The sequence below is a fragment of the Pararhizobium sp. O133 genome (assembly GCF_051669845.1).
Classification (GTDB): Bacteria; Pseudomonadota; Alphaproteobacteria; order Rhizobiales; family Rhizobiaceae; genus Pararhizobium.
Map to the genome: position 1 here is coordinate 947,321 of NZ_CP196426.1, position 17,438 is coordinate 964,758.

The 17,438-nt window shown below is 60.4% G+C and carries 14 protein-coding genes; 6 read left to right on the forward strand and 8 right to left on the reverse strand.

Annotated features, from left to right (window positions below):
* Positions 1-2: 2 nt before the first annotated feature.
* Positions 3-452 carry a hypothetical protein gene (locus tag ACST81_RS04400; protein ID WP_438751623.1) on the reverse strand — a complete coding sequence of 150 codons (450 nt, stop codon included), beginning with the start codon at positions 450-452 and terminating at the stop codon, positions 3-5.
* Between the two features lie 75 nt (positions 453-527).
* Positions 528-1,634, reverse strand: coding sequence for an AI-2E family transporter YdiK (gene ydiK / locus ACST81_RS04405; RefSeq protein WP_438751624.1), 1,107 nt, complete (start codon positions 1,632-1,634; stop codon positions 528-530).
* Between the two features lie 804 nt (positions 1,635-2,438).
* Between ydiK and ACST81_RS04410 the strand changes: the two genes are divergently transcribed.
* Positions 2,439-4,103: a SulP family inorganic anion transporter gene (locus ACST81_RS04410; protein WP_438751626.1), complete on the forward strand. Its 1,665-nt coding sequence runs from the start codon at positions 2,439-2,441 to the stop codon at positions 4,101-4,103.
* 24 nt (positions 4,104-4,127) lie between these two features.
* Here the strand turns inward: ACST81_RS04410 and ACST81_RS04415 are convergent, their stop codons facing one another.
* Complete coding sequence (locus ACST81_RS04415; protein ID WP_438751627.1) at positions 4,128-4,616, reverse strand: hypothetical protein; 489 nt, start codon at positions 4,614-4,616, stop codon at positions 4,128-4,130.
* Between the two features lie 177 nt (positions 4,617-4,793).
* On the opposite strand from ACST81_RS04415, the gene ACST81_RS04420 reads away from it, so the two are divergent.
* Complete coding sequence (locus ACST81_RS04420; protein WP_438751628.1) at positions 4,794-5,732, forward strand: polyphosphate kinase 2 family protein; 939 nt, start codon at positions 4,794-4,796, stop codon at positions 5,730-5,732.
* 205 nt (positions 5,733-5,937) lie between these two features.
* Positions 5,938-6,390 carry a potassium channel family protein gene (locus ACST81_RS04425; protein WP_438751629.1) on the forward strand — a complete coding sequence of 151 codons (453 nt, stop codon included), beginning with the start codon at positions 5,938-5,940 and terminating at the stop codon, positions 6,388-6,390.
* 313 nt (positions 6,391-6,703) lie between these two features.
* Here the strand turns inward: ACST81_RS04425 and ACST81_RS04430 are convergent, their stop codons facing one another.
* On the reverse strand, positions 6,704-6,865 hold the full coding sequence (locus ACST81_RS04430) for a hypothetical protein (protein WP_438751630.1): 162 nt from the start codon (positions 6,863-6,865) through the stop codon (positions 6,704-6,706).
* A 554-nt stretch (positions 6,866-7,419) separates the two neighbouring features.
* On the opposite strand from ACST81_RS04430, the gene ACST81_RS04435 reads away from it, so the two are divergent.
* From ACST81_RS04435 to ACST81_RS04445, 3 genes are all read left to right on the forward strand, one after another.
* Positions 7,420-9,597, forward strand: coding sequence for a hypothetical protein (locus ACST81_RS04435; RefSeq protein WP_438751631.1), 2,178 nt, complete (start codon positions 7,420-7,422; stop codon positions 9,595-9,597).
* Positions 9,594-10,286 (forward strand): response regulator, encoded by a 693-nt coding sequence (locus ACST81_RS04440; protein WP_438751632.1) that lies wholly within the window; start codon positions 9,594-9,596, stop codon positions 10,284-10,286. The genes ACST81_RS04435 and ACST81_RS04440 overlap by 4 nt, the downstream gene beginning before the upstream one ends.
* 304 nt (positions 10,287-10,590) lie before the next feature.
* Positions 10,591-13,668, forward strand: a complete 3,078-nt coding sequence (locus ACST81_RS04445) for a calcium-binding protein (RefSeq protein ID WP_438751633.1) — start codon at positions 10,591-10,593, stop codon at positions 13,666-13,668.
* An 82-nt stretch (positions 13,669-13,750) separates the two neighbouring features.
* Here ACST81_RS04445 and ACST81_RS04450 read toward each other — a convergent pair whose 3' ends face one another.
* The 4 genes from ACST81_RS04450 to ACST81_RS04465 form a co-directional block, all read right to left on the reverse strand.
* Positions 13,751-14,407: a methionine ABC transporter permease gene (locus tag ACST81_RS04450; protein WP_438751634.1), complete on the reverse strand. Its 657-nt coding sequence runs from the start codon at positions 14,405-14,407 to the stop codon at positions 13,751-13,753.
* Positions 14,388-15,470 (reverse strand): methionine ABC transporter ATP-binding protein, encoded by a 1,083-nt coding sequence (locus ACST81_RS04455; RefSeq protein ID WP_438751635.1) that lies wholly within the window; start codon positions 15,468-15,470, stop codon positions 14,388-14,390. The genes ACST81_RS04450 and ACST81_RS04455 overlap by 20 nt, the downstream gene beginning before the upstream one ends.
* Before the next feature lie 99 nt (positions 15,471-15,569).
* A complete protein-coding gene (locus ACST81_RS04460; RefSeq protein ID WP_438751636.1) occupies positions 15,570-16,418 on the reverse strand; it encodes a MetQ/NlpA family ABC transporter substrate-binding protein in 849 nt (282 codons plus the stop codon).
* A gap of 322 nt (positions 16,419-16,740) precedes the next feature.
* Positions 16,741-17,283, reverse strand: a complete 543-nt coding sequence (locus tag ACST81_RS04465) for a flavin reductase family protein (RefSeq protein WP_438751637.1) — start codon at positions 17,281-17,283, stop codon at positions 16,741-16,743.
* Between the last annotated feature and the right edge of the window lie 155 nt (positions 17,284-17,438).

Here is a 17,438-nt window from a genome sequence, read left to right on the forward strand (position 1 = left end):
GTTCAGATACCTCCGCCATGCGCATCGGAACGGACTTCTGGTTCCGTTTTAGCGATCGGCACTCCGTGTCCTGTCTCTAGGGGCGCATCGATCTCGGTATCGACCGGAGGTCGCCCGGACATCTTCGCCAGCGAATCCGCGATGGAATAGATCGGCGTCGAGAAATCCGGAATATGCACGAAGGCGAGCAGCAGGCCGGCGATCCAGAAGAGGTGATTATGGGTGAACAACGAGATCAGCGCCAGGACGGCGACGATTTCCATCTGCACCTTGCTCGTCCGGTGGGCGAGGCGTTCCGGCACGGCGTGCAACTGAAAATACAGGTTGCCGATGACCAGAACGATCACGATCAGGAAGATGATGACCCCGATGAAAAGGTAGTCTGTTTGCCCCGGCGCGGTGACGAATGGGGGTAAGTGTTCAATCGCTGCCGGATGTATCGTATCGGCCATCCAAACTTTCCTTCCAACCTGTTGTCTGCGTATTCGTGAACTGGGCTTGTAAACTGCTGGAATCCTGATGAGCCATCAGGCTTGCCGTGACTGCAGGGATGTTGCATCGATGTCATCCGGCACCTCCGAGGCGGCCTGGCCGGGGCTGTCGTCCATCCAGGCGTTGAGCAGCGTATAGGCAGTCGCGAGGATGACGGGGCCGAGAAAGATGCCGAGGACGCCGAAGGCGATCAGCCCGCCGATGACGCCGGTGAGAATGAGCAGCAGCGGCAGGTCGGCGCCCCTCCGGATGAGGACCGGTCGCAAGAATCCGTCGAGTGTCACGGCAAGGATGGCGAACAGCAGCAGCACCGTTCCCCAGAGATTTTCGCCGGAATAATAAAGCCAGATGACCGCGGGGAAGAGCACCAGTCCCGGGCCGATCTGGATGAGGCAGAGAACGAACATCAGTGCCGTGAGCAAGGCCGCGAACGGCATGCCGGCGACGGCAAGACCGATTCCACCCAAGGCGCTTTGCGCTACCGCCGTTACCATGACACCGAGGGCAACGCCGCGGATGGCCTTGGCGCCGAGGCTGACGGCCATTTCACCGCGATCGCCCCCAAGTCGGCGGCCGAACCGCAGGGCCGTCGCGGCGCCCGTTTCTCCACCGGAATACATGACGGCTGCGATTGCGGTCGTGAGGACGAATTGCAGGAACATGCCGGAGAGATTACCGGCCGCGAGTGCGAACCATTGCACCGTCGCGCCGGCATAGGGCATCAGCTTCGGCGCAATATCGTTGAAGCCGGATGTGGCAAGGCGGGTCCAGGCATCGGTCAGCCGCCTGCCAACAAGCGGAAGCCCCGCCACCCAATCCGGCGGCGACGGGATATTGAAGGTCAGGACCTTCTGCGCGAGTTGGGTGAGGCTGTCGAGATTGGCAAGGATCGTGCTGACGGCGAGCCAGAACGGCACGATCAGAACGAAGAGCAGCGCAAGCGTCATGATCAGCACCGCGATGCCCCGTCGATGGCCGGTGTGGCGTTGAACCCAGAGCATCAGCGGCCAAGTGGCGATGACAAGCGTCATGGCCCAGAGAATGGCCGGCAGGAATGGCTGCAGAACCCAGAAACTGGCCGCGATCAGGCCGCTGACGAACATCACGCTCAGCGTAATCTGGGTGAGGTCTCTTTGTGCCATAGGTCTCTGCCTCATCGTTTCATTGACGAGGGGCGATATCCGGCCCTGGCGGTTTGCCGATATCCGCTCATGCGAGCCCGCAACTGAAAATTGTTTGCCGCTGCGCTCGTCGCGATGCTGGAGTCCGGCAGCGGCATCTCAAGGTCAAATGCCGCCCTGTCCGGAGAGGCGGGGAGCGTGCTTGCAAGCCAGACAATCATGAAAGAGCCCTCGAAGCCGACACAAGCGGCAATCATGGAAAATGTAGCCGGAAGTATATGTAAGCAATCAATTTAATGCGCCATTTTACCCGAAAGTCGTGCTCGATAGTTGAATAAGCTATTGAGAACATACACCCTTGCGCGTTCGTTGCAAGCTGCTAATCTCCTTGGGATGCTCGTAAAATCCGGTTGAAAGAGAGCGATATTTTTATTCGACACGGAAACATAAGCACTGTTTCGAAGGTTTTAGGTTAATCCGGATTTTATCGCAAAGTTGTTCTTGCTGTATTTCGTATATCGTCCACATATTGCTGAATATTTTGAAGTTAAAAATGAGTTTTGTGGGGATATCCAAGTGGGGTTCAGATGATGCGCTCATGGAGCGTTGGATGTAGGTCCGAGGTGTTGTCAACTCCGGGTATCGGATCAAAGGCGGTTCTTTTTGCCTAATGTGTACTTTTTGCAACCTTCATTCGGCTTGAAACTCGAAAATCTGCCGATTGACGGTCGCGTATCGGCTTGGTTGGTTCCCGCATTCGCGTCGACGCAAACGGTTGTTTTGCGGATGAGCCGTCGTTTTCAACTTGTTCGGTGAGGATCATTCATGTCGGGGGCATCCGGTTTCGATCAATCCACCGGGGCGTCGGGCACAACGCTGCGACCGGACATCATCGCCGGCCTGACGGCCTCCGCGGTCATCCTGCCGAAGGCGATGGCCTATGCGACCGTGGCCGGCCTGCCGGTGAGTGTGGGACTCTACACGGCCTTCCTCCCGATGGTCGTTTACGCCCTTTTGGGTACGTCCCGGGTGCTGAACGTCAGTTCCACGACCACTCTTGCTATCCTCACTTCGGCACAGCTTGCCTTGGTGGTTCCCGACGGTGATCCCGCCAAGCTGATCACGGCGACGGCGACGCTGACACTTCTCACCGGACTGCTCTTGTTTTCAGCCTCGGCGTTGCGGCTGGGTTTCGTCGCGAATTTCATTTCCGCACCGGTCCTGACCGGTTTCAAGGCCGGGATCGGACTGGTGATCGTGCTGGATCAGATTCCCAAGCTGCTGGGGGTTCACTTTGCCAAGGAAGGTTTCTTCCGCGATATCGTCAGTCTGGTTACTCATCTTCCGGAAGCCTCGACGATCACCGTCTTGACCGGAGCAACGGCCCTGATCCTGCTGATCCTGCTGGAGCGGGCCTGGCCGCATTCGCCCGCACCGCTGGCCATCGTCGGCGGCGGCATTGCGATTTCCTGGTTGGGCGGCCTGGCCGCGCATGGCGTATCCACCGTTGGCCATATTCCGCAGGCGCTCCCCTCGCTGACATTGCCGAGCGTCGATCTCGTCATTCACCTGCTTCCGGGTGCAATCGGCATCGCCCTTATGAGTTTTACAGAGACGATCGCCGCCGGACGTGCCTTCGCGGCGCTGAGGGAGCCGCCGATCCGAGCGAACCGTGAGCTGATCGCAACCGGTGCCGCCAATGTAGCGGGCGCGCTGTTCGGGGCGATGCCCGCCGGCGGTGGAACGTCGCAAACCGCCGTAGTCCGTGCGACGGGAGGACGCTCGCAGAAGGCATCGCTGGCGGCTGCGGCCGTCTCCGTCGCGACGATGCTGGTGCTCGCGCCATTGCTCGGCCTTCTGCCGCAGGCTGTGCTTGCGGCCATCGTGATCGTCTATTCCGTTGGCCTGATCCAGCCCGCCGAATTCGCATCCATCCGCAAGGTGCGCAAGATGGAGTTCCGGTGGGCCTTGGCTGCCTTCGTCGGCGTCCTGGTCTTCGGCACACTCCAGGGCATCGTCGTTGCCATCATCCTGTCGTTGGTTGGCCTGTCCAGCCAAGCCGCCAACCCTCGAATCCACGTCATCGGGCGCAAGCGCGACGAGGATCTCCTTCGTCCGATCGATGGCGAGCAGGACGACGAGACGTTCGAAGGGCTGCTGATCCTGCGTCCGGAAGGAAGGCTGTTCTTTGCCAATGCCCAGCAGTTCGCCGACCGTATCCGCGAACTCACCCGTGAGGCCAAGCCGCGTGTCCTCATGCTTGACCTGAGCCGTGTCGTCGATATCGAATATTCGGCACTTCAGATGATGATCGAGGGCGAACGCAGCCTCGCGCGGCAGGGTGTCGTGCTTTGGCTGGCGGGGCTCAACCCGGATGTCACTGAATATGTCAGAGCATCCGGATTTGCCGAAACGCTCGGACCGCAACGCCTGTTTTCCAACACGCGGGCAGGAATTCGCCACCACCAGGGTCGTGGCGAGCCGACTTGAGAGGGCCGGCGCCGATGGCCGCGCTTAGTATTTGCGGACTTCGCCCCAGGCCAGGAACAGGCCGACATCGCCGGGCATGCCGTGCGGCCATTCGACGATCATGGCCGATAGGCGGTAGCCGGCGGGCTTCAGCTTGTCACGCCAGATTTCATAGGCCTGGCGTGGAACGCCGGTCAGGGTTTCCGGCCAATCGGATTCGCTGTTGTTGATCGCCCGTCCACCATCGGTGCAAAGCTCGACCGGAAATTGCATGACTTTGAGATCCGTCCGGCCTTCGGTGGCCGCCTGTTTCAGTCGCGACAGGACCCGATTGCGGATTTCGTCGGTTACCTCGATCGGCTTGGAGAAGCGTTCCAAGAGTTCCTTGCGGGCCTCTTCCGCCGATTTCATGCCCTGAAAGGCCTTGGACGCCCGTGCGGTGTCGATCTTGTCGGCATAGTCGCGCAATTCATCCGCGGACATGAACAGCCCGTCTTTCGATTCTGCACCCTGTTGTTGATTCTGCGCAGACATACTTCCTCCAGTTCTGGCTTTCGGCCGTAAAAAGATGACAGTCCAACCGACGGTGGCATTTTACTAAGATGTTGACGAAATGACTTTTTTATCTACGAATGATAGCATCAAGATTGAAGCTGACAACTGTGAATTAGGCGGATCGAGCAAAACAAGCCAAGAGATCAGGGGCGTCACATGAAGATCGAAGTGGACCTGGACAAGAAGCGTGAGATCGCGGTCGGGGATGGAGGCAGCGTCAAATTCAGGCTGCGCGATATCGCCGTCGAGCCTGGCCGAAAGGTCAATCTCAAGAAGGATTTCGATCCCGACTTTACCGGCGGTTACGACGACAAGGCCGGCGCGCTGGAGCACGTGGCGAAGAACGTCCAGCGTCTGTCCGAGATGCAGGAAACGCTCTATGCGCAGGATATCTATTCCGTCCTGTTCATCTTTCAGGCCATGGATGCGGCCGGCAAGGACGGTGCGATCCGCCATGTCATGTCAGGCATCAATCCGCAAGGCTGCCAGGTCACCAGCTTTAAGGCGCCCTCGGCCGAGGATCTGGACCACGACTATCTGCGCCGGGCATCACTCGCCCTGCCGGGGCGCGGCATGATTGGCATTTTCAATCGGTCCTATTATGAGGAGGTCGCCGTCGTTCGCGTCCATCCGGAATTGCTGGTCAAGCAGAAGCTGCCGGCCAAGGCACGTGGAAAGGATGTCTGGGAGAAGCGTTTCAAGGAGATCAATAATTTCGAGAAATATCTGCGCCGCAACGGCACGATCGTCGTGAAGTTCTTCCTGAATGTTTCGAAGGCCGAGCAGAAACGCCGTTTTCTCTCCCGGATCGACGAGCCAGACAAGAACTGGAAGTTCTCGCCCGCCGACTTTGCCGAGCGTCAGCACTGGGACGATTACCAGATGGCTTTCGAGGACATGCTGTCGAACACCAGTACGGAATGGGCACCCTGGTTCGTCATTCCCGCCGACAACAAATGGTTCGCACGCCTTGCCATCTCGGAAGTGGTCACGGGCGTGTTTGAAAAGCTCGACTTGAAAATGCCTGCCGTCAGTGACGCCCGCAAGGCGGAACTGGCGACGATCCGGGAAGCGCTGCTGGCCGAGAAGGCCTGAGCGCAGGCCAGGCAGTTGCGTTTCATGCAGGAGGATGTCTTTGCGACCGGCCAAGGCAATCGCCGCAAGTATGGACGAGGCAGCCGATGGCATGGCTTACAGCGCCGTGCGTCAAATATGACGCGCAAAGGTCGCTGTAGCCCTTTAAACACGCCGCATGGACTGAGGATGTATAACGAATGCCGAAGCGCCGCGGAGAACCATTGTGCTGCTGGTGATTGTCGTCGCGACGGCCCTTCTGCTGGCCACCATCATCGTTCACGGCGGCGCGGTGCTGCTGCTCTATCGTATCGGCCTGACGCCGCTGATGAATGCAGCGAGCATGTCCCCGCTCCGGCGCCTGCACTGGAGCTATTTCTTCGTGGTCGGTTTCGTGGTCGCACATCTGATCGAGATCATGATCTGGGCCGTGGCATATCGGTTGACGGGCGAACTCAAGGATATGGAAGAGGCCATCTATTTCTCGGCGATCACCTTCGCCACAATCGGCTATGGCGACGTGACGCTCGGGGGCAAGTGGCGGCTTGCCAGCGCCATGGAAGGGGTCAACGGGATACTCTTGTTCGGCTGGACCACGGCGTTTCTATTCAAGGTGTCGGCGATGCTGTGGTTTCCCGGGAAGCAGCCCGATGGGGCCGCTGGCATGGATGGAGATTAGAGCATCGTTCCCTTAATACGACCCATTCTGCTGGAAGGAATTTTGGCCAGAACCAAGGCGGCTGGCGAAAAGCGCAGCAAAAGCTGCGGTTGAGACGGCCACCGCCGGTCGTGGCCAAAATTCATCCAGCCCTTCGGGTTGGCTGAAAACGGTCGCCCACTGCGGCGGATGGCTGGACCGATGGATGTCGCATCGCTCTGCGCCATCCTTCTTGTGGATCGGCCGTTTTGAGCCAACAGAATGGGGCGTATTAAGGGAACGATGCTCTAGCTTCGCTTGGCAGCAGAGGGCCTGCCGGACGGCTGGATCGCGTTCAGTAGCCCGGGCTCGTGCCGCCTGAGCGAATGGTGGCGAAATTCGGCTCTGGCGTAGCCCCTTGCCACTGGGCGTAGCTTGTGTTGCTTCCGGCTGTTGCGCATCCTGAAAGGGCAAGGAGCGCGACCGTGACGCCGGCCAACAGATATTTGCGAGACATTGTTTCCTCCAGATGCCGTGTGCACGCGGCCACTGGCCGCAAGAAGATTTTCTTTCAAAGCGTGCAGCACGGCAAGTTGGACCAAGGGCCATGTCAAGCATTCGGGCGCCATCGGGGCGCACGCAATGTGGGATCCCAGATAACAAGGCGCCTCCAGATACCCTAGTCGTGGATATTCCCTTGCGGCGAAGGCTCAGGGCAGGCCACATGTTCTTTCCGAATGATGTGCCAAATTAAAACCTCCCGCGTTGGTATCGCGTGAAAATATTGTCCGGAAATATCCACGTGCCTTGGTCGCTTGATTGCGAGTGCATCGCGGGTTGCGCGCAATAACGATAATCTCAAAGGATGTGAAACACCGAGCAATGCAGCGTCCGATAGAATCCGGCTCAGCCGATTGCTGTCATTGCATTGTCTCGTTTTGATGTTCGCCGGGTGCTTTTACACGGCCATATATTCGTTATAGTCGAAAGTCCGGTTACACGATTTCATGGCTGTTTTCAGTGCATCCTCGCGCACCTTTGTTTCGTTTGACGATATTTCTGGGACTGATCGTGGTTGTCTGCGCCGCCGTGCTTTTTGGCGCGCTGACGCAAAGGGCGATCGACATCCAGCCGGCGGACATCACCGGAGGCGAGGCTGTGGTGACGCGGGACGGGCAGCGCCTGCAGCTTCTGGCGTTATTGAAACCATCCGTCGATTCTACTGGGCTGACGGATCGGACGGCATTGGAGGCGCATCTGGCCTCCACGCCGGCTGACGGTATCCTGATCGATGCCAGCGACTTTATCGAAGAGCCGGACATGCTGCCGAGCTATGATGCGCTCAACGCGTTCTTCAATCACCAAGGTAGGATCAACGCTCTTCTGGAGGGCGACGAGATTTCCGTGGTGCTGCGCGACGCCACTGGGCCGGAGACCCGGCCTCTCCGGATCGAGGCCTTGCCGATTGCGCCGTCCCGAAACATCGGCTCCTTGCCGCCATCCTTCTGGATCCAGTTCGGCGCGGGATTTCTGACGCTGACGATCGCTGCCTTCTTCATGGCGCTGAAACCGTCGCATCCGCCTGTCATCGCCTTCGCGGTGGCCGGCGCCGGCGTGGCGGGCGCAGCGTTTTCCGCCGGGATCTACAGCACCCGCCACCTGGCGCTTGATCCCCCGCTGTTCCTGACGCTATCGACGCTCAACCAGTTTTCCACTTTCGCCTTCGGTGTCGCAACCATCTATCTCTTCGCGCTCTACCCGGTGGCGGTCGTGGCGCGGCGGCGGCTCTGGCCGGTTCCGGTCTTGAGCCTTGTATTCCTGCTGCTCTACCGGATGCAACTGGCGCCGCATGATCTGGTCGCCACGCAGAATGTCATCGTGCTGATGTTGGTTGCGATCATTGCCCTGGTGGTCGCGCAATACCGGGCGACGCGGCGGGATCCGGCAGGTCGAGCGGTGCTTCTCTGGCTCGGGCTTTCCATCATCATCGGTGCCGGCGCTTTCGTGGTGTTCGTCGCCCTGCCCGTGGTGCTCGGCTTCGATGTCCTGATCACGCAGAGCGTCGCTTTCATTCCGCTGGCGGCCATCTATGTCGGCACGGCGCTGGCGATCGCGCGGTTCCGGCTGTTCGATCTCGGCCGCTGGGCCTATCGCATCCTGCTCTACGCGGCGACGATCGGTCTCCTGTTCGCCATCGATGCGTCGATGATCACGCTTTTGAGGATGAGCCCGACGACCTCGCTTGCGGTCGCGGTGGCGCTGGCCGGCATCGCCTATCTGCCGCTGCGCGATTTCTTCTTCGATCGGATTTTCCGGTCCGGTACACCGGATCTCGCCGAACTGTACCGGCGCACCGTTTCGGTGGCGCTCCAGCCGAATGCCACTGCCAGGAATGCGGCCTGGATCGCGGCGCTCGATACGACCTTCAGCCCCATGCATATCGAACGGACCGCAAGCGGCGACCAACTCGCCGCGCCCATCATCATGGACGAGGGCGAGCGGATGCTGGTTCCGTCCGTCGGCGGGCTGCCGGCTTTGACGCTGAGCTATGCCGCGCACGGCCGCCGCCTGTTCAACCGGCAGGATGCTACTCTTGCCGGCGAACTGACGAGCCTGATCGTTCGCACGATCGCTGACCGCACATCCTATGAGCGCGGGGTGGAGGAGGAGCGACATCGCATCGCCCGCGACCTGCATGACGAGGTCGGATCCACGCTCCTCTCCGGCCTGCATGCGACCGAAGAAGCCCGGCGGCAGGAATGCATTGTCGATGCGCTGTCCGATATCCGCCAGATTGCCAGTGGGCTTGCCGGGCGTGATGTGACGCTGTCCAGTCTGGTGGCGCAGATGCGTCATGAAAGCCGCACACGCGCTGAGTTGCACGGCTTCACCCTGGACTGGCCGCTGAATGAAACGGATGAGGGCGTGCTGACCTTGCCCTATCGCCTGCACCGGAATTTCCACGCTATCCACCGCGAGGCGCTGTCGAACGCGTTGAGCCATGGTCTCCAGGGTGTCATCCGCGTGCGCTCGAGCCTGCACAACGATGTCCTGTCGCATGAGGTCGTCAATACTTGCAGCATAGGGGCACCAGTCGCGGAAGAGCGTGGCGATGCACAATTTCGACGCATGGGGTCGCCCAACATGCAGGCGCGCGCCGAGCAACTGGGTGGCGCGTTGCAAATCTGGCGGACCGGCGACCTGCATGGCGTCCGGCTTGAATTTGCCGTCGTGGAGACGGCGCAATGAGCACGGTGCCGCGTCTCTCCACCCAATCCGTTCTCGTGGTCGAAGATAACCGTGAGGTGCGGGCCTGGATTTGCGAGACGCTGAGGACGGCGTTCGAAGGGGTCGCCTGCACGTCGGTCGGGACCTGCATCGAGGCCGAATGTCTGCTGTTCGGGCGCGACGGCGTGCGGCAGGCCTTCGATCTGGTGCTGATGGATATCGGCCTGCCGGATGGCAGCGGTATCGACATCATTCGCAAGATCGCCGACAATCTTGCCCAGACGTTGCCGATCGTCATCACCATCTATGACGATGATCGGACCCTGTTCGATGCGCTTGCTGCCGGTGCCAAGGGCTATATCCTCAAGGGTGTCACCATGGCGAGCCTGGTGGAGCAATTGCGGCGCATCGACCGCGGCGAGCCGCCGCTTTCGCCGCAGATGGCCTTGCGGATGATGGCGCATTTCAAGGCGTTTTCACGGTTGCTGCCGCCGGATGCCGAAACCCCTGTCGATGGCGAGGCTCTCACCCATCGCGAAGAGGAGGTTCTGAGCCTGCTCGGCAAGGGGCTGACCGCGCAGGATATCGCCGGCAAGCTCGGCGTTTCGCGCAATACCTGCGCCACGCATATCAAGGCGATCTACCGCAAGCTCCGGATCGCCTCGCGTGCAGAGGCCGCCCTTGAGGCCGACAGGCGTGGCCTCCTGTAGCTGGCGGCTTCTGCTTTTTTAGCTTTGCCTCACCCATTCGGGGGATGGGCGTTGCCCGCGGTGTCGCCGATAAGTTCCACGGGATTTTCCGGATTCCCTGCTCATGCGGGATTCTGGAAATCGGGATGGGGGACATCATGCAATTTCCGGCTACAAACCCGCCGACACGGCGGATTTGCCTGTTCGCCGAGCGCCTCGGCCGACCTGGAGCGATTCCCCCTGCATTTCACGCATATTCTTAGCGATTTTGGACCGGCACCGCCGCATGGCGGAGCCATGGTCACCTGGCACACTGGAGATTGAAATGGCTTATAAATATGGTACCTCCAAGGGCGAAACGATCACCGGCACCGACGAGTATTTCGATTACATATATGGATATGCCGGCAACGACACGCTCAACGGTCGTTTCGGGCTGGACTACCTCTATGGTGGCGACGACAACGACGTCTTGAACGGTGGCTTTCAGGGCGACTCGCTCTACGGCGAGAGTGGCGACGATACGCTGAATGGCAACAGCGGCATCGACACGCTGTTCGGCGGTCTCGGCAAGGACAAGGTCAACGGCGGTAGCGGCGCCGATCTCATCGGCATAGGCACCTATACCGAAGGCAATGGTGACGTCATTGATGGCGGTTCCGGCATCGACCGGCTGACGATCGATTATTCCAAGTCCGCCACCAAGCTGACGATCAAGATCACCGACTGGATCTCGACACTCACCCTGACGGGCAATATCAAGGTCAAAAATGTCGAGGCCTTCTCCATTACGGGTTCGGCCAAGGACGACACGCTCACCGGAGGCGACTACGCCGATATCTTCACCGGCGGGCTCGGCAAGGACGTGTTGACCGGCGGACGCGGTTCCGACGTGCTGAGCGGCGGCGACGGCAACGATACGCTGCGCGGCGGCACTGGGCAGGACATGCTGAATGGCGACGGCGGCAATGATCTGATCTACGGCGACGGTGGCGTCGATACCCTGAACGGTGGGCTTGGCGACGACAAGCTCTACGGCGGCGACTTGAATGACACACTCTCCGGTGGAGAAGGCAAGGACGCGCTGGATGGCGGCACTGGCGACGACATCCTGAACGGGGATGCGGGCAACGATACGCTGACGGGCGGTTCCGGAAACGATACGCTGGCTGGCGGTCTGGGCGCCGATACATTGAATGGCGGTTCCGGCAACGACGTCTACACATACCTTTTCGGTGAAGGTAAGGACATCATCAAGGATACCAGCGGCAGCGACCGCATTCAGCTCTACGGCCTGAAGGGCAATTTCACCAGCAAGGCGGCGAGCGCAGTCACGACCCTGGCCGGCGGCACGACATTCACCGGCATCGAACATTATACGATCACCGTCGCCGACACGGCCGCCAACAAGATCACCACCGGTGGCGGTGACGATATCGTCTACAGCTACGACGGCAACGACACCCTGACAGGCGGGGGCGGCAATGACACGCTCGATGCCGGCAAGGGCGTGGATACCGTCTTGGGCGGCACCGGCGATGACGAGGTCAACTTTGCCGATGGCGGCAAGGACAAGGGCGATGGCGGCACGGGCATCGACCGCGTCACCCTCAATCGTTCGGCCGATACCGTGGCGCGGACCTTGACGATCACGGGCAGTACGGCAACCCTGTCGGATGGGACCAGCCTGAAGAACTTCGAAAATTACTGGGTCAGTTTTGGCAGCGGCAACGACGTCATCAAGTCGGTTGGTTCGGCCCTCAGCGTCAGTGCCTCTGGCGGCGACGGCAATGATACGCTGCTTGGCACCTCAGGCGCCGACCGGATCAACGGCGATAACGGCAATGACACGATCAAGGCCGGCGGCGGTGACGATTCCATCGATGGCGGGGCCGGTGACGACAAGATCGAAGGCGGCGCCGGCAATGACATGATCAACGACAATGGCGGCACGAACATAATCGACGCCGGCTCGGGCAACGACTCGGTCTATCTGCAGGATTACAATGCCGCAAAGCCCAGCAAGAACACGGTTCTGCTCGGCACCGGCGACGACAGCATGACCGGAGGTTATAACGGTGCGACCCTGACGGCCGATGGCGGAACCGGCATCGACATGGCGACCATCAATCTGGGCCTCTCCACCAAGAACCTGACCTTCACGATGTCAGCAAACGCCAAGGTCACCAATGCCCCGATCACGCTCAAGAACTTCGAGCGCATTTCGATCGCCGGTGGTTCGGGCGCCGACAAGTTCACCGGCGGCAAGCTGGACGACACCCTTAATGGCGGCGCCGGTGCCGATACGCTGAATGGTGGCGCCGGCAACGATGTCCTGACCGGCGATGAGGGCAACGATACGCTGAAGGGCGGCGCCGGCAATGACACGATCTACGGCGACAGCTATCTGATCAATGGCGGCCGCGACAAGATCTACGGCGAAGCCGGCGCCGACACCATCTTCGCGAGTGTCGGCGATACCGCCGATGGAGGCTCGGGCAATGACCGATTGGTCGTGCAACTCTCATACGAGACCAAGAATTTCACGCTGAAGTTTACGACTGGCACCATCGTGCTGAATTCCACAACGACCTTCAAGGCCTTCGAGTCGCTGCAATATCTCGGCGGCTCCGGCAAGGATACGGTGGCCGGTAGCGTCAACGATGACGTCATCGACGGCGCGGCCGGCAACGATATTCTTCGCGGCGGCAAGGGTGTCGACAACCTGACCGATGGCGAGGGCGCCGACCAGGTCTTCGGTGATGATGGCAACGACAATCTCTTCCGCATCGACAGCGGCGCCAACAAGGACATCTTCGATGGTGGCGCCGGCACGGACACGTTCACATTCTCCGGCTACACTACATCGGCCCTCCTCGACCTGGAAAACCAGGCCAAGAATGACGGTCTTGCCAAGGGGTTGACGCTGAAGAACATCGAAATCATCACTGGCAGCTATGCCGACGATGACCTGCGCGGCGATGCGAAGGCGAACGTTCTCAACGGTGGCGGCGGCGACGATGTCCTGCAGGGCCGCGGCGGCAACGATACGCTGAACGGTGGCGGCGGCGATGACTGGCTGACTGGCGGCACGGGCGCCGACAAGTTCCAGTTTTCCTGGGACAGCCGCGGCGGCGAGGGCGATGTCATCACCGACTTCAAGCGCGGGACGGACCACCTGCTGATCGATTCTTACACGTTTGGCGTCGTCAACAACAAGGTCTTGCTGGTCAACGGAGCCGACCCGGTTGCCACCGGCACGCAGGGCACGTTCCTGTTCGAAACCGACAATGGCCGGCTGTGGTATGACGCCGACGGCAAGGGCAATTATGCTGACAAGGAACTGATCGCGATCCTGCAGAACGTGACCAAGCTGTCGACGAGCGATTTCGTCTTTAGCTGATCGGTTTGCGTGCGCATTTGGATTGAACAGCCCCGGTAGACCGAGCAGGTCCGCCGGGGCTGTTGCGCGTCGTGGCAGTGGATCAGGCGCGGTGATCGAGGCGGGCGACGAGGCGGTCGCCCAGCCACTGGATGCCGCAGACCATGATGATCAGCACGATGACGACGGCGATCATGACATTGGTCTCGAAACGCTGATAGCCGTAGCGGATGGCGAGATCGCCGAGGCCGCCGGCCCCGATGGCGCCGGCCATCGCCGATGCACCGATCAGCGTCACCAGCGTCACGGTGAAGCCTGCGACGATGCCGGGAAGGGCTTCCGGGACGAGAACCTCGCGGATGATCGTCCAGCGGTTGCCGCCCATGGCGCGCACGGCTTCGATGAGGCCGCGATCGACGTCGCGCAGCGAAACCTCGGCGATGCGGGCATAGTACGGGGTCGCTGCGATTGCCAGCGGCACGATCGCCGCCCAGGTGCCGAGCGCCGTTCCGACGATCAGCCGCGTCACCGGGATCAGCGCCACCAGAAGGATGATGAACGGCACCGAGCGGAAACCGTTGACGATGGCGCCGAGCAGCCGGTTGACCCAGAGATTTTCCGCGATGCCGCCGCGGTCCGTGGCGATCAGCGCGAGGCCAAGCGGCAGGCCGGCGAGAAGTGAGATCAGCCCGGAGGCGCCGGTCATCAGCAGGGTTTCCCAGATCGAGCGGATGAGGAGATCAAAGAGAACGGGCGTCATAACCAAGGACCTCCACGCGGGCCAAGCGACCCTTCAGAAATTGCAGGACGGGATCGAGCCGGGCCGGATCGGTCACGCCGATGAAGAATCGGGCCACGGGCTGCTCCTGGATATGGTCGATACCACCATGGATCAGCCGGAACGAATTGGGCAGATGGGCCGAGAGATCGGCAAACAACGGCGTGTTGGCTTCAGGACCGGCCAGATCGACGCTCAGCACGGCTTCGCCGCTCGGCGTCTGGCTCAGGCGTTGGGCAATATGCTCGGGCAGTCTCGGCCGGATTGTATTGAGAAGGCTCTTCGTGGTGTCGTTTTGGGGATCGGAAAAGACAGACCAGACGGCCCCCTCCTCGATGATCCGTCCGCCATCGATCACGGCGACGCGGTCGGCGATGGTGCGCACGACTTCCATCTCATGGGTGATCAGCAGGATGGTGAGATCGAGCTTGCGGTTGATGTCCTTCAGGAGGGCAAGGATCGCATGCGTCGTTTCCGGATCGAGGGCGGATGTGGCTTCGTCCGAAAGCAGGAGCGCCGGTCGGCCGGCGAGCGCACGGGCAATGCCGACGCGCTGTTTCTGGCCGCCGGACAGCGACGACGGATAGGCCTTGGCCTTGTCCGACAGGCCGACGAGATCCAAGAGTTCTGCCGCGCGCTTCAGGCGGGCCGCCTTCGGCAGGCCTTCGATCTTCAGCGGCAGGGCGATATTTTCCTCGACTGTCTTTGCCGACAGAAGATTGAAGTGCTGGAAAATCATGCCGATCTTGCGCCGCAGCGGCTGCAACTGCTGTTCGGAAAGACCGGTGATATCGCGCCCCTCGATCTCGACGGAGCCGGAATCAGGCCGTTCCAGGCCGTTGAGGCAGCGAATGAGCGTGGATTTTCCCGCGCCGCTGCGGCCGATAATGCCGAGGATCTCGCCCTTCTTGACGGAGAGCGAGACGCCGTCGAGCGCTGCGGTCTTGCCGAAGTTGCGCCGGACATCCGTCAGCCGGACCACGTCGGGGCTGCCCTTGGCAAGTGGCGACGTGGTTGTGGGAACCACGGTACTATGGGGTTTCATGGAGCGTCCTTTTCCACTTTCGCGGCACTATCTGGTCAACGCCAAAGGCGGCCCGGACAAAAGTCCGAGGCCGCCTCCGCGATCTGCATGCTGGTTCGATCAGTAGGCGCTGATGCCCGTGCCCTTGTAGACCCGGTCGAATTCGGCCTTCACCGTATCGTTCTGGTAGGCGGAAACAAGCGTCTTGACCCAGGGCTCGTTTTCCTGGCCGACCTTCACGGCGATGAAGTTGCGGTACGGATTGTCGGCGACAGGCTCCTGCGCAATGCGATTTTCCGCCGACAGGCCGCTCTTCAGCGCCCAGTCGGTGTTGACGACGGCGGCATCGAGGTCGTCGATGGCGCGGCCGACGACGCCGGCGTCGAGTTCCTTGATTTCGATGTTCTTCGGGTTCTCAACGATATCGGCGATGGTCGCCAGGATGCCGGTACCGTCCTTCAGCTTGATCAAGCCTTCATTCTGCAGCACGCGCAACGCACGGCCTTCGTTCGACGGATCGTTCGGCACGCCGACGATCGCGCCGTCCTTGATCTCCTCGAGCTTGGCGAACTTCTTCGAATAGAGGCCGATCGGCCAGACGGCGGTATAGCCGACGGAAACGATCTTGTACCCATGCGTGTTGATCTGGTTGTCGAGATAAGGCTGATGCTGGAAGGCATTGGCGTCGATTTCGCCGCGCTCCAGCGCTTCGTTCGGCTGGGTGTAATCGTTGAAGACGACCGCCTCGATCGTCAGGTTCTGCTTGGCGGCCTCGGCGGCGACGACGCGCCAGACGTCTTCGTCCTCGCCGCTGATGATGCCGACCTTGATCGTCTTGGCATCTTCGGCAAGCGCGTTTCCGGGCATCGTTGCGAGGCCGGTTGCGAAGGTCGAGGCGAGCAGGGCTGCGAGCACGGCACGGCGCGAGAACGAGGCCGTCTTTAGGAGAGAGGAAACGATGCTGGTCATGGATGGTCCTATGAATTCCGAGGAGGATAAGATCAGAGGCGAGGGAGGATCGTCTCTGATCTCAAGATCGCAAATGCCCAAAGGATAAGCAAAGGATGATTATGTTCTGTGCAGGGTGATCAGGGAAAAAACTTCTGCCCATCTCTTCAGGCGCAAATCTATTTTCTACTGAATTTATATACTACTGTTCCAGTCGCCACTTGCTACGAACCTGCTCCCAGGTCAGCGCCGGCGCTCCAACCAGCGCCGTTTCACTGACGAGGTCTCAGGTGCAATGAAGCACGTTCAGCGGCTGACGGGTTCTGTCGCTGACCATTGGCGATCAGAGTTGGGCGAGAAACCGACCGTACTGGCCATTGTTGTAGACCAGCGAGTGGCCATCGCCGGCGATGATGGAAACAACCCGGCCGATGATGATGCCGTGGCTGTGGCGCTCGATGAGTTCCTCGACCTCGCAGTCGATGGCGGCAAGTGCGCCCAGCAGGACCGGAGCGCCGCTGGCAAGGGTGGTCCACTCGGCGCCGTCATAGCGTTCGACGCCCTTCAACCCGCCTTTTCCAGCGAAACGATCGGCAATGTGCTGGTGTTCGCCAGAGAGGATGTTGACGCAGAAATGGCCGTTTGCGCGGATAATTGGGTAGCTTGACGAGGTCCGATTGATATTGACGATCATCGTCGGCGGCTCGACCGACAGCGCCGTCGCCGAAGTGACGGTGGCGCCGGTGCGGTCATTGCCCCGGCCTGCGGTGATGACAGAAACGCCGCCCGACATACGCCGCATGGCGAGTTTCAGCGTGAGGTCTTCCACTGCGGATGCAACCACGGCGGCGGCGGGAACATCGGCTGTTCTGAGTGCAAGGGTCATCGGTTTTCCTTTTCGGCACTGAAAACTGGAGGTTTCCGCAGTCCGTCCGGGACGGCCGAAACACCTCAGGATGCCCAAGCCTGCATGCCGATTTTTCCATTGTCAACTAATTTTATAGATTAAGTTATTTTGATCGTTCTGGCGTTCCTGGTATG

What these genes read in the sequence shown, in the direction of transcription:
- ACST81_RS04400 (WP_438751623.1), bottom strand. Translation starts at nt 452, where the DNA reads ATGGCCGATACGATACATCCGGCAGCGATTGAACACTTACCCCCATTC.
- ACST81_RS04455 (WP_438751635.1), bottom strand. Translation starts at nt 15,470, where the DNA reads ATGAAACCCCATAGTACCGTGGTTCCCACAACCACGTCGCCACTTGCC.
- ACST81_RS04465 (WP_438751637.1), bottom strand. Translation starts at nt 17,283, where the DNA reads ATGACCCTTGCACTCAGAACAGCCGATGTTCCCGCCGCCGCCGTGGTT.
- ydiK (WP_438751624.1), bottom strand. Translation starts at nt 1,634, where the DNA reads ATGGCACAAAGAGACCTCACCCAGATTACGCTGAGCGTGATGTTCGTC.
- ACST81_RS04430 (WP_438751630.1), bottom strand. Translation starts at nt 6,865, where the DNA reads ATGTCTCGCAAATATCTGTTGGCCGGCGTCACGGTCGCGCTCCTTGCC.
- ACST81_RS04415 (WP_438751627.1), bottom strand. Translation starts at nt 4,616, where the DNA reads ATGTCTGCGCAGAATCAACAACAGGGTGCAGAATCGAAAGACGGGCTG.
- ACST81_RS04460 (WP_438751636.1), bottom strand. Translation starts at nt 16,418, where the DNA reads ATGACCAGCATCGTTTCCTCTCTCCTAAAGACGGCCTCGTTCTCGCGC.
- ACST81_RS04445 (WP_438751633.1), top strand. Translation starts at nt 10,591, where the DNA reads ATGGCTTATAAATATGGTACCTCCAAGGGCGAAACGATCACCGGCACC.
- ACST81_RS04440 (WP_438751632.1), top strand. Translation starts at nt 9,594, where the DNA reads ATGAGCACGGTGCCGCGTCTCTCCACCCAATCCGTTCTCGTGGTCGAA.
- ACST81_RS04410 (WP_438751626.1), top strand. Translation starts at nt 2,439, where the DNA reads ATGTCGGGGGCATCCGGTTTCGATCAATCCACCGGGGCGTCGGGCACA.
- ACST81_RS04420 (WP_438751628.1), top strand. Translation starts at nt 4,794, where the DNA reads ATGAAGATCGAAGTGGACCTGGACAAGAAGCGTGAGATCGCGGTCGGG.
- ACST81_RS04450 (WP_438751634.1), bottom strand. Translation starts at nt 14,407, where the DNA reads ATGACGCCCGTTCTCTTTGATCTCCTCATCCGCTCGATCTGGGAAACC.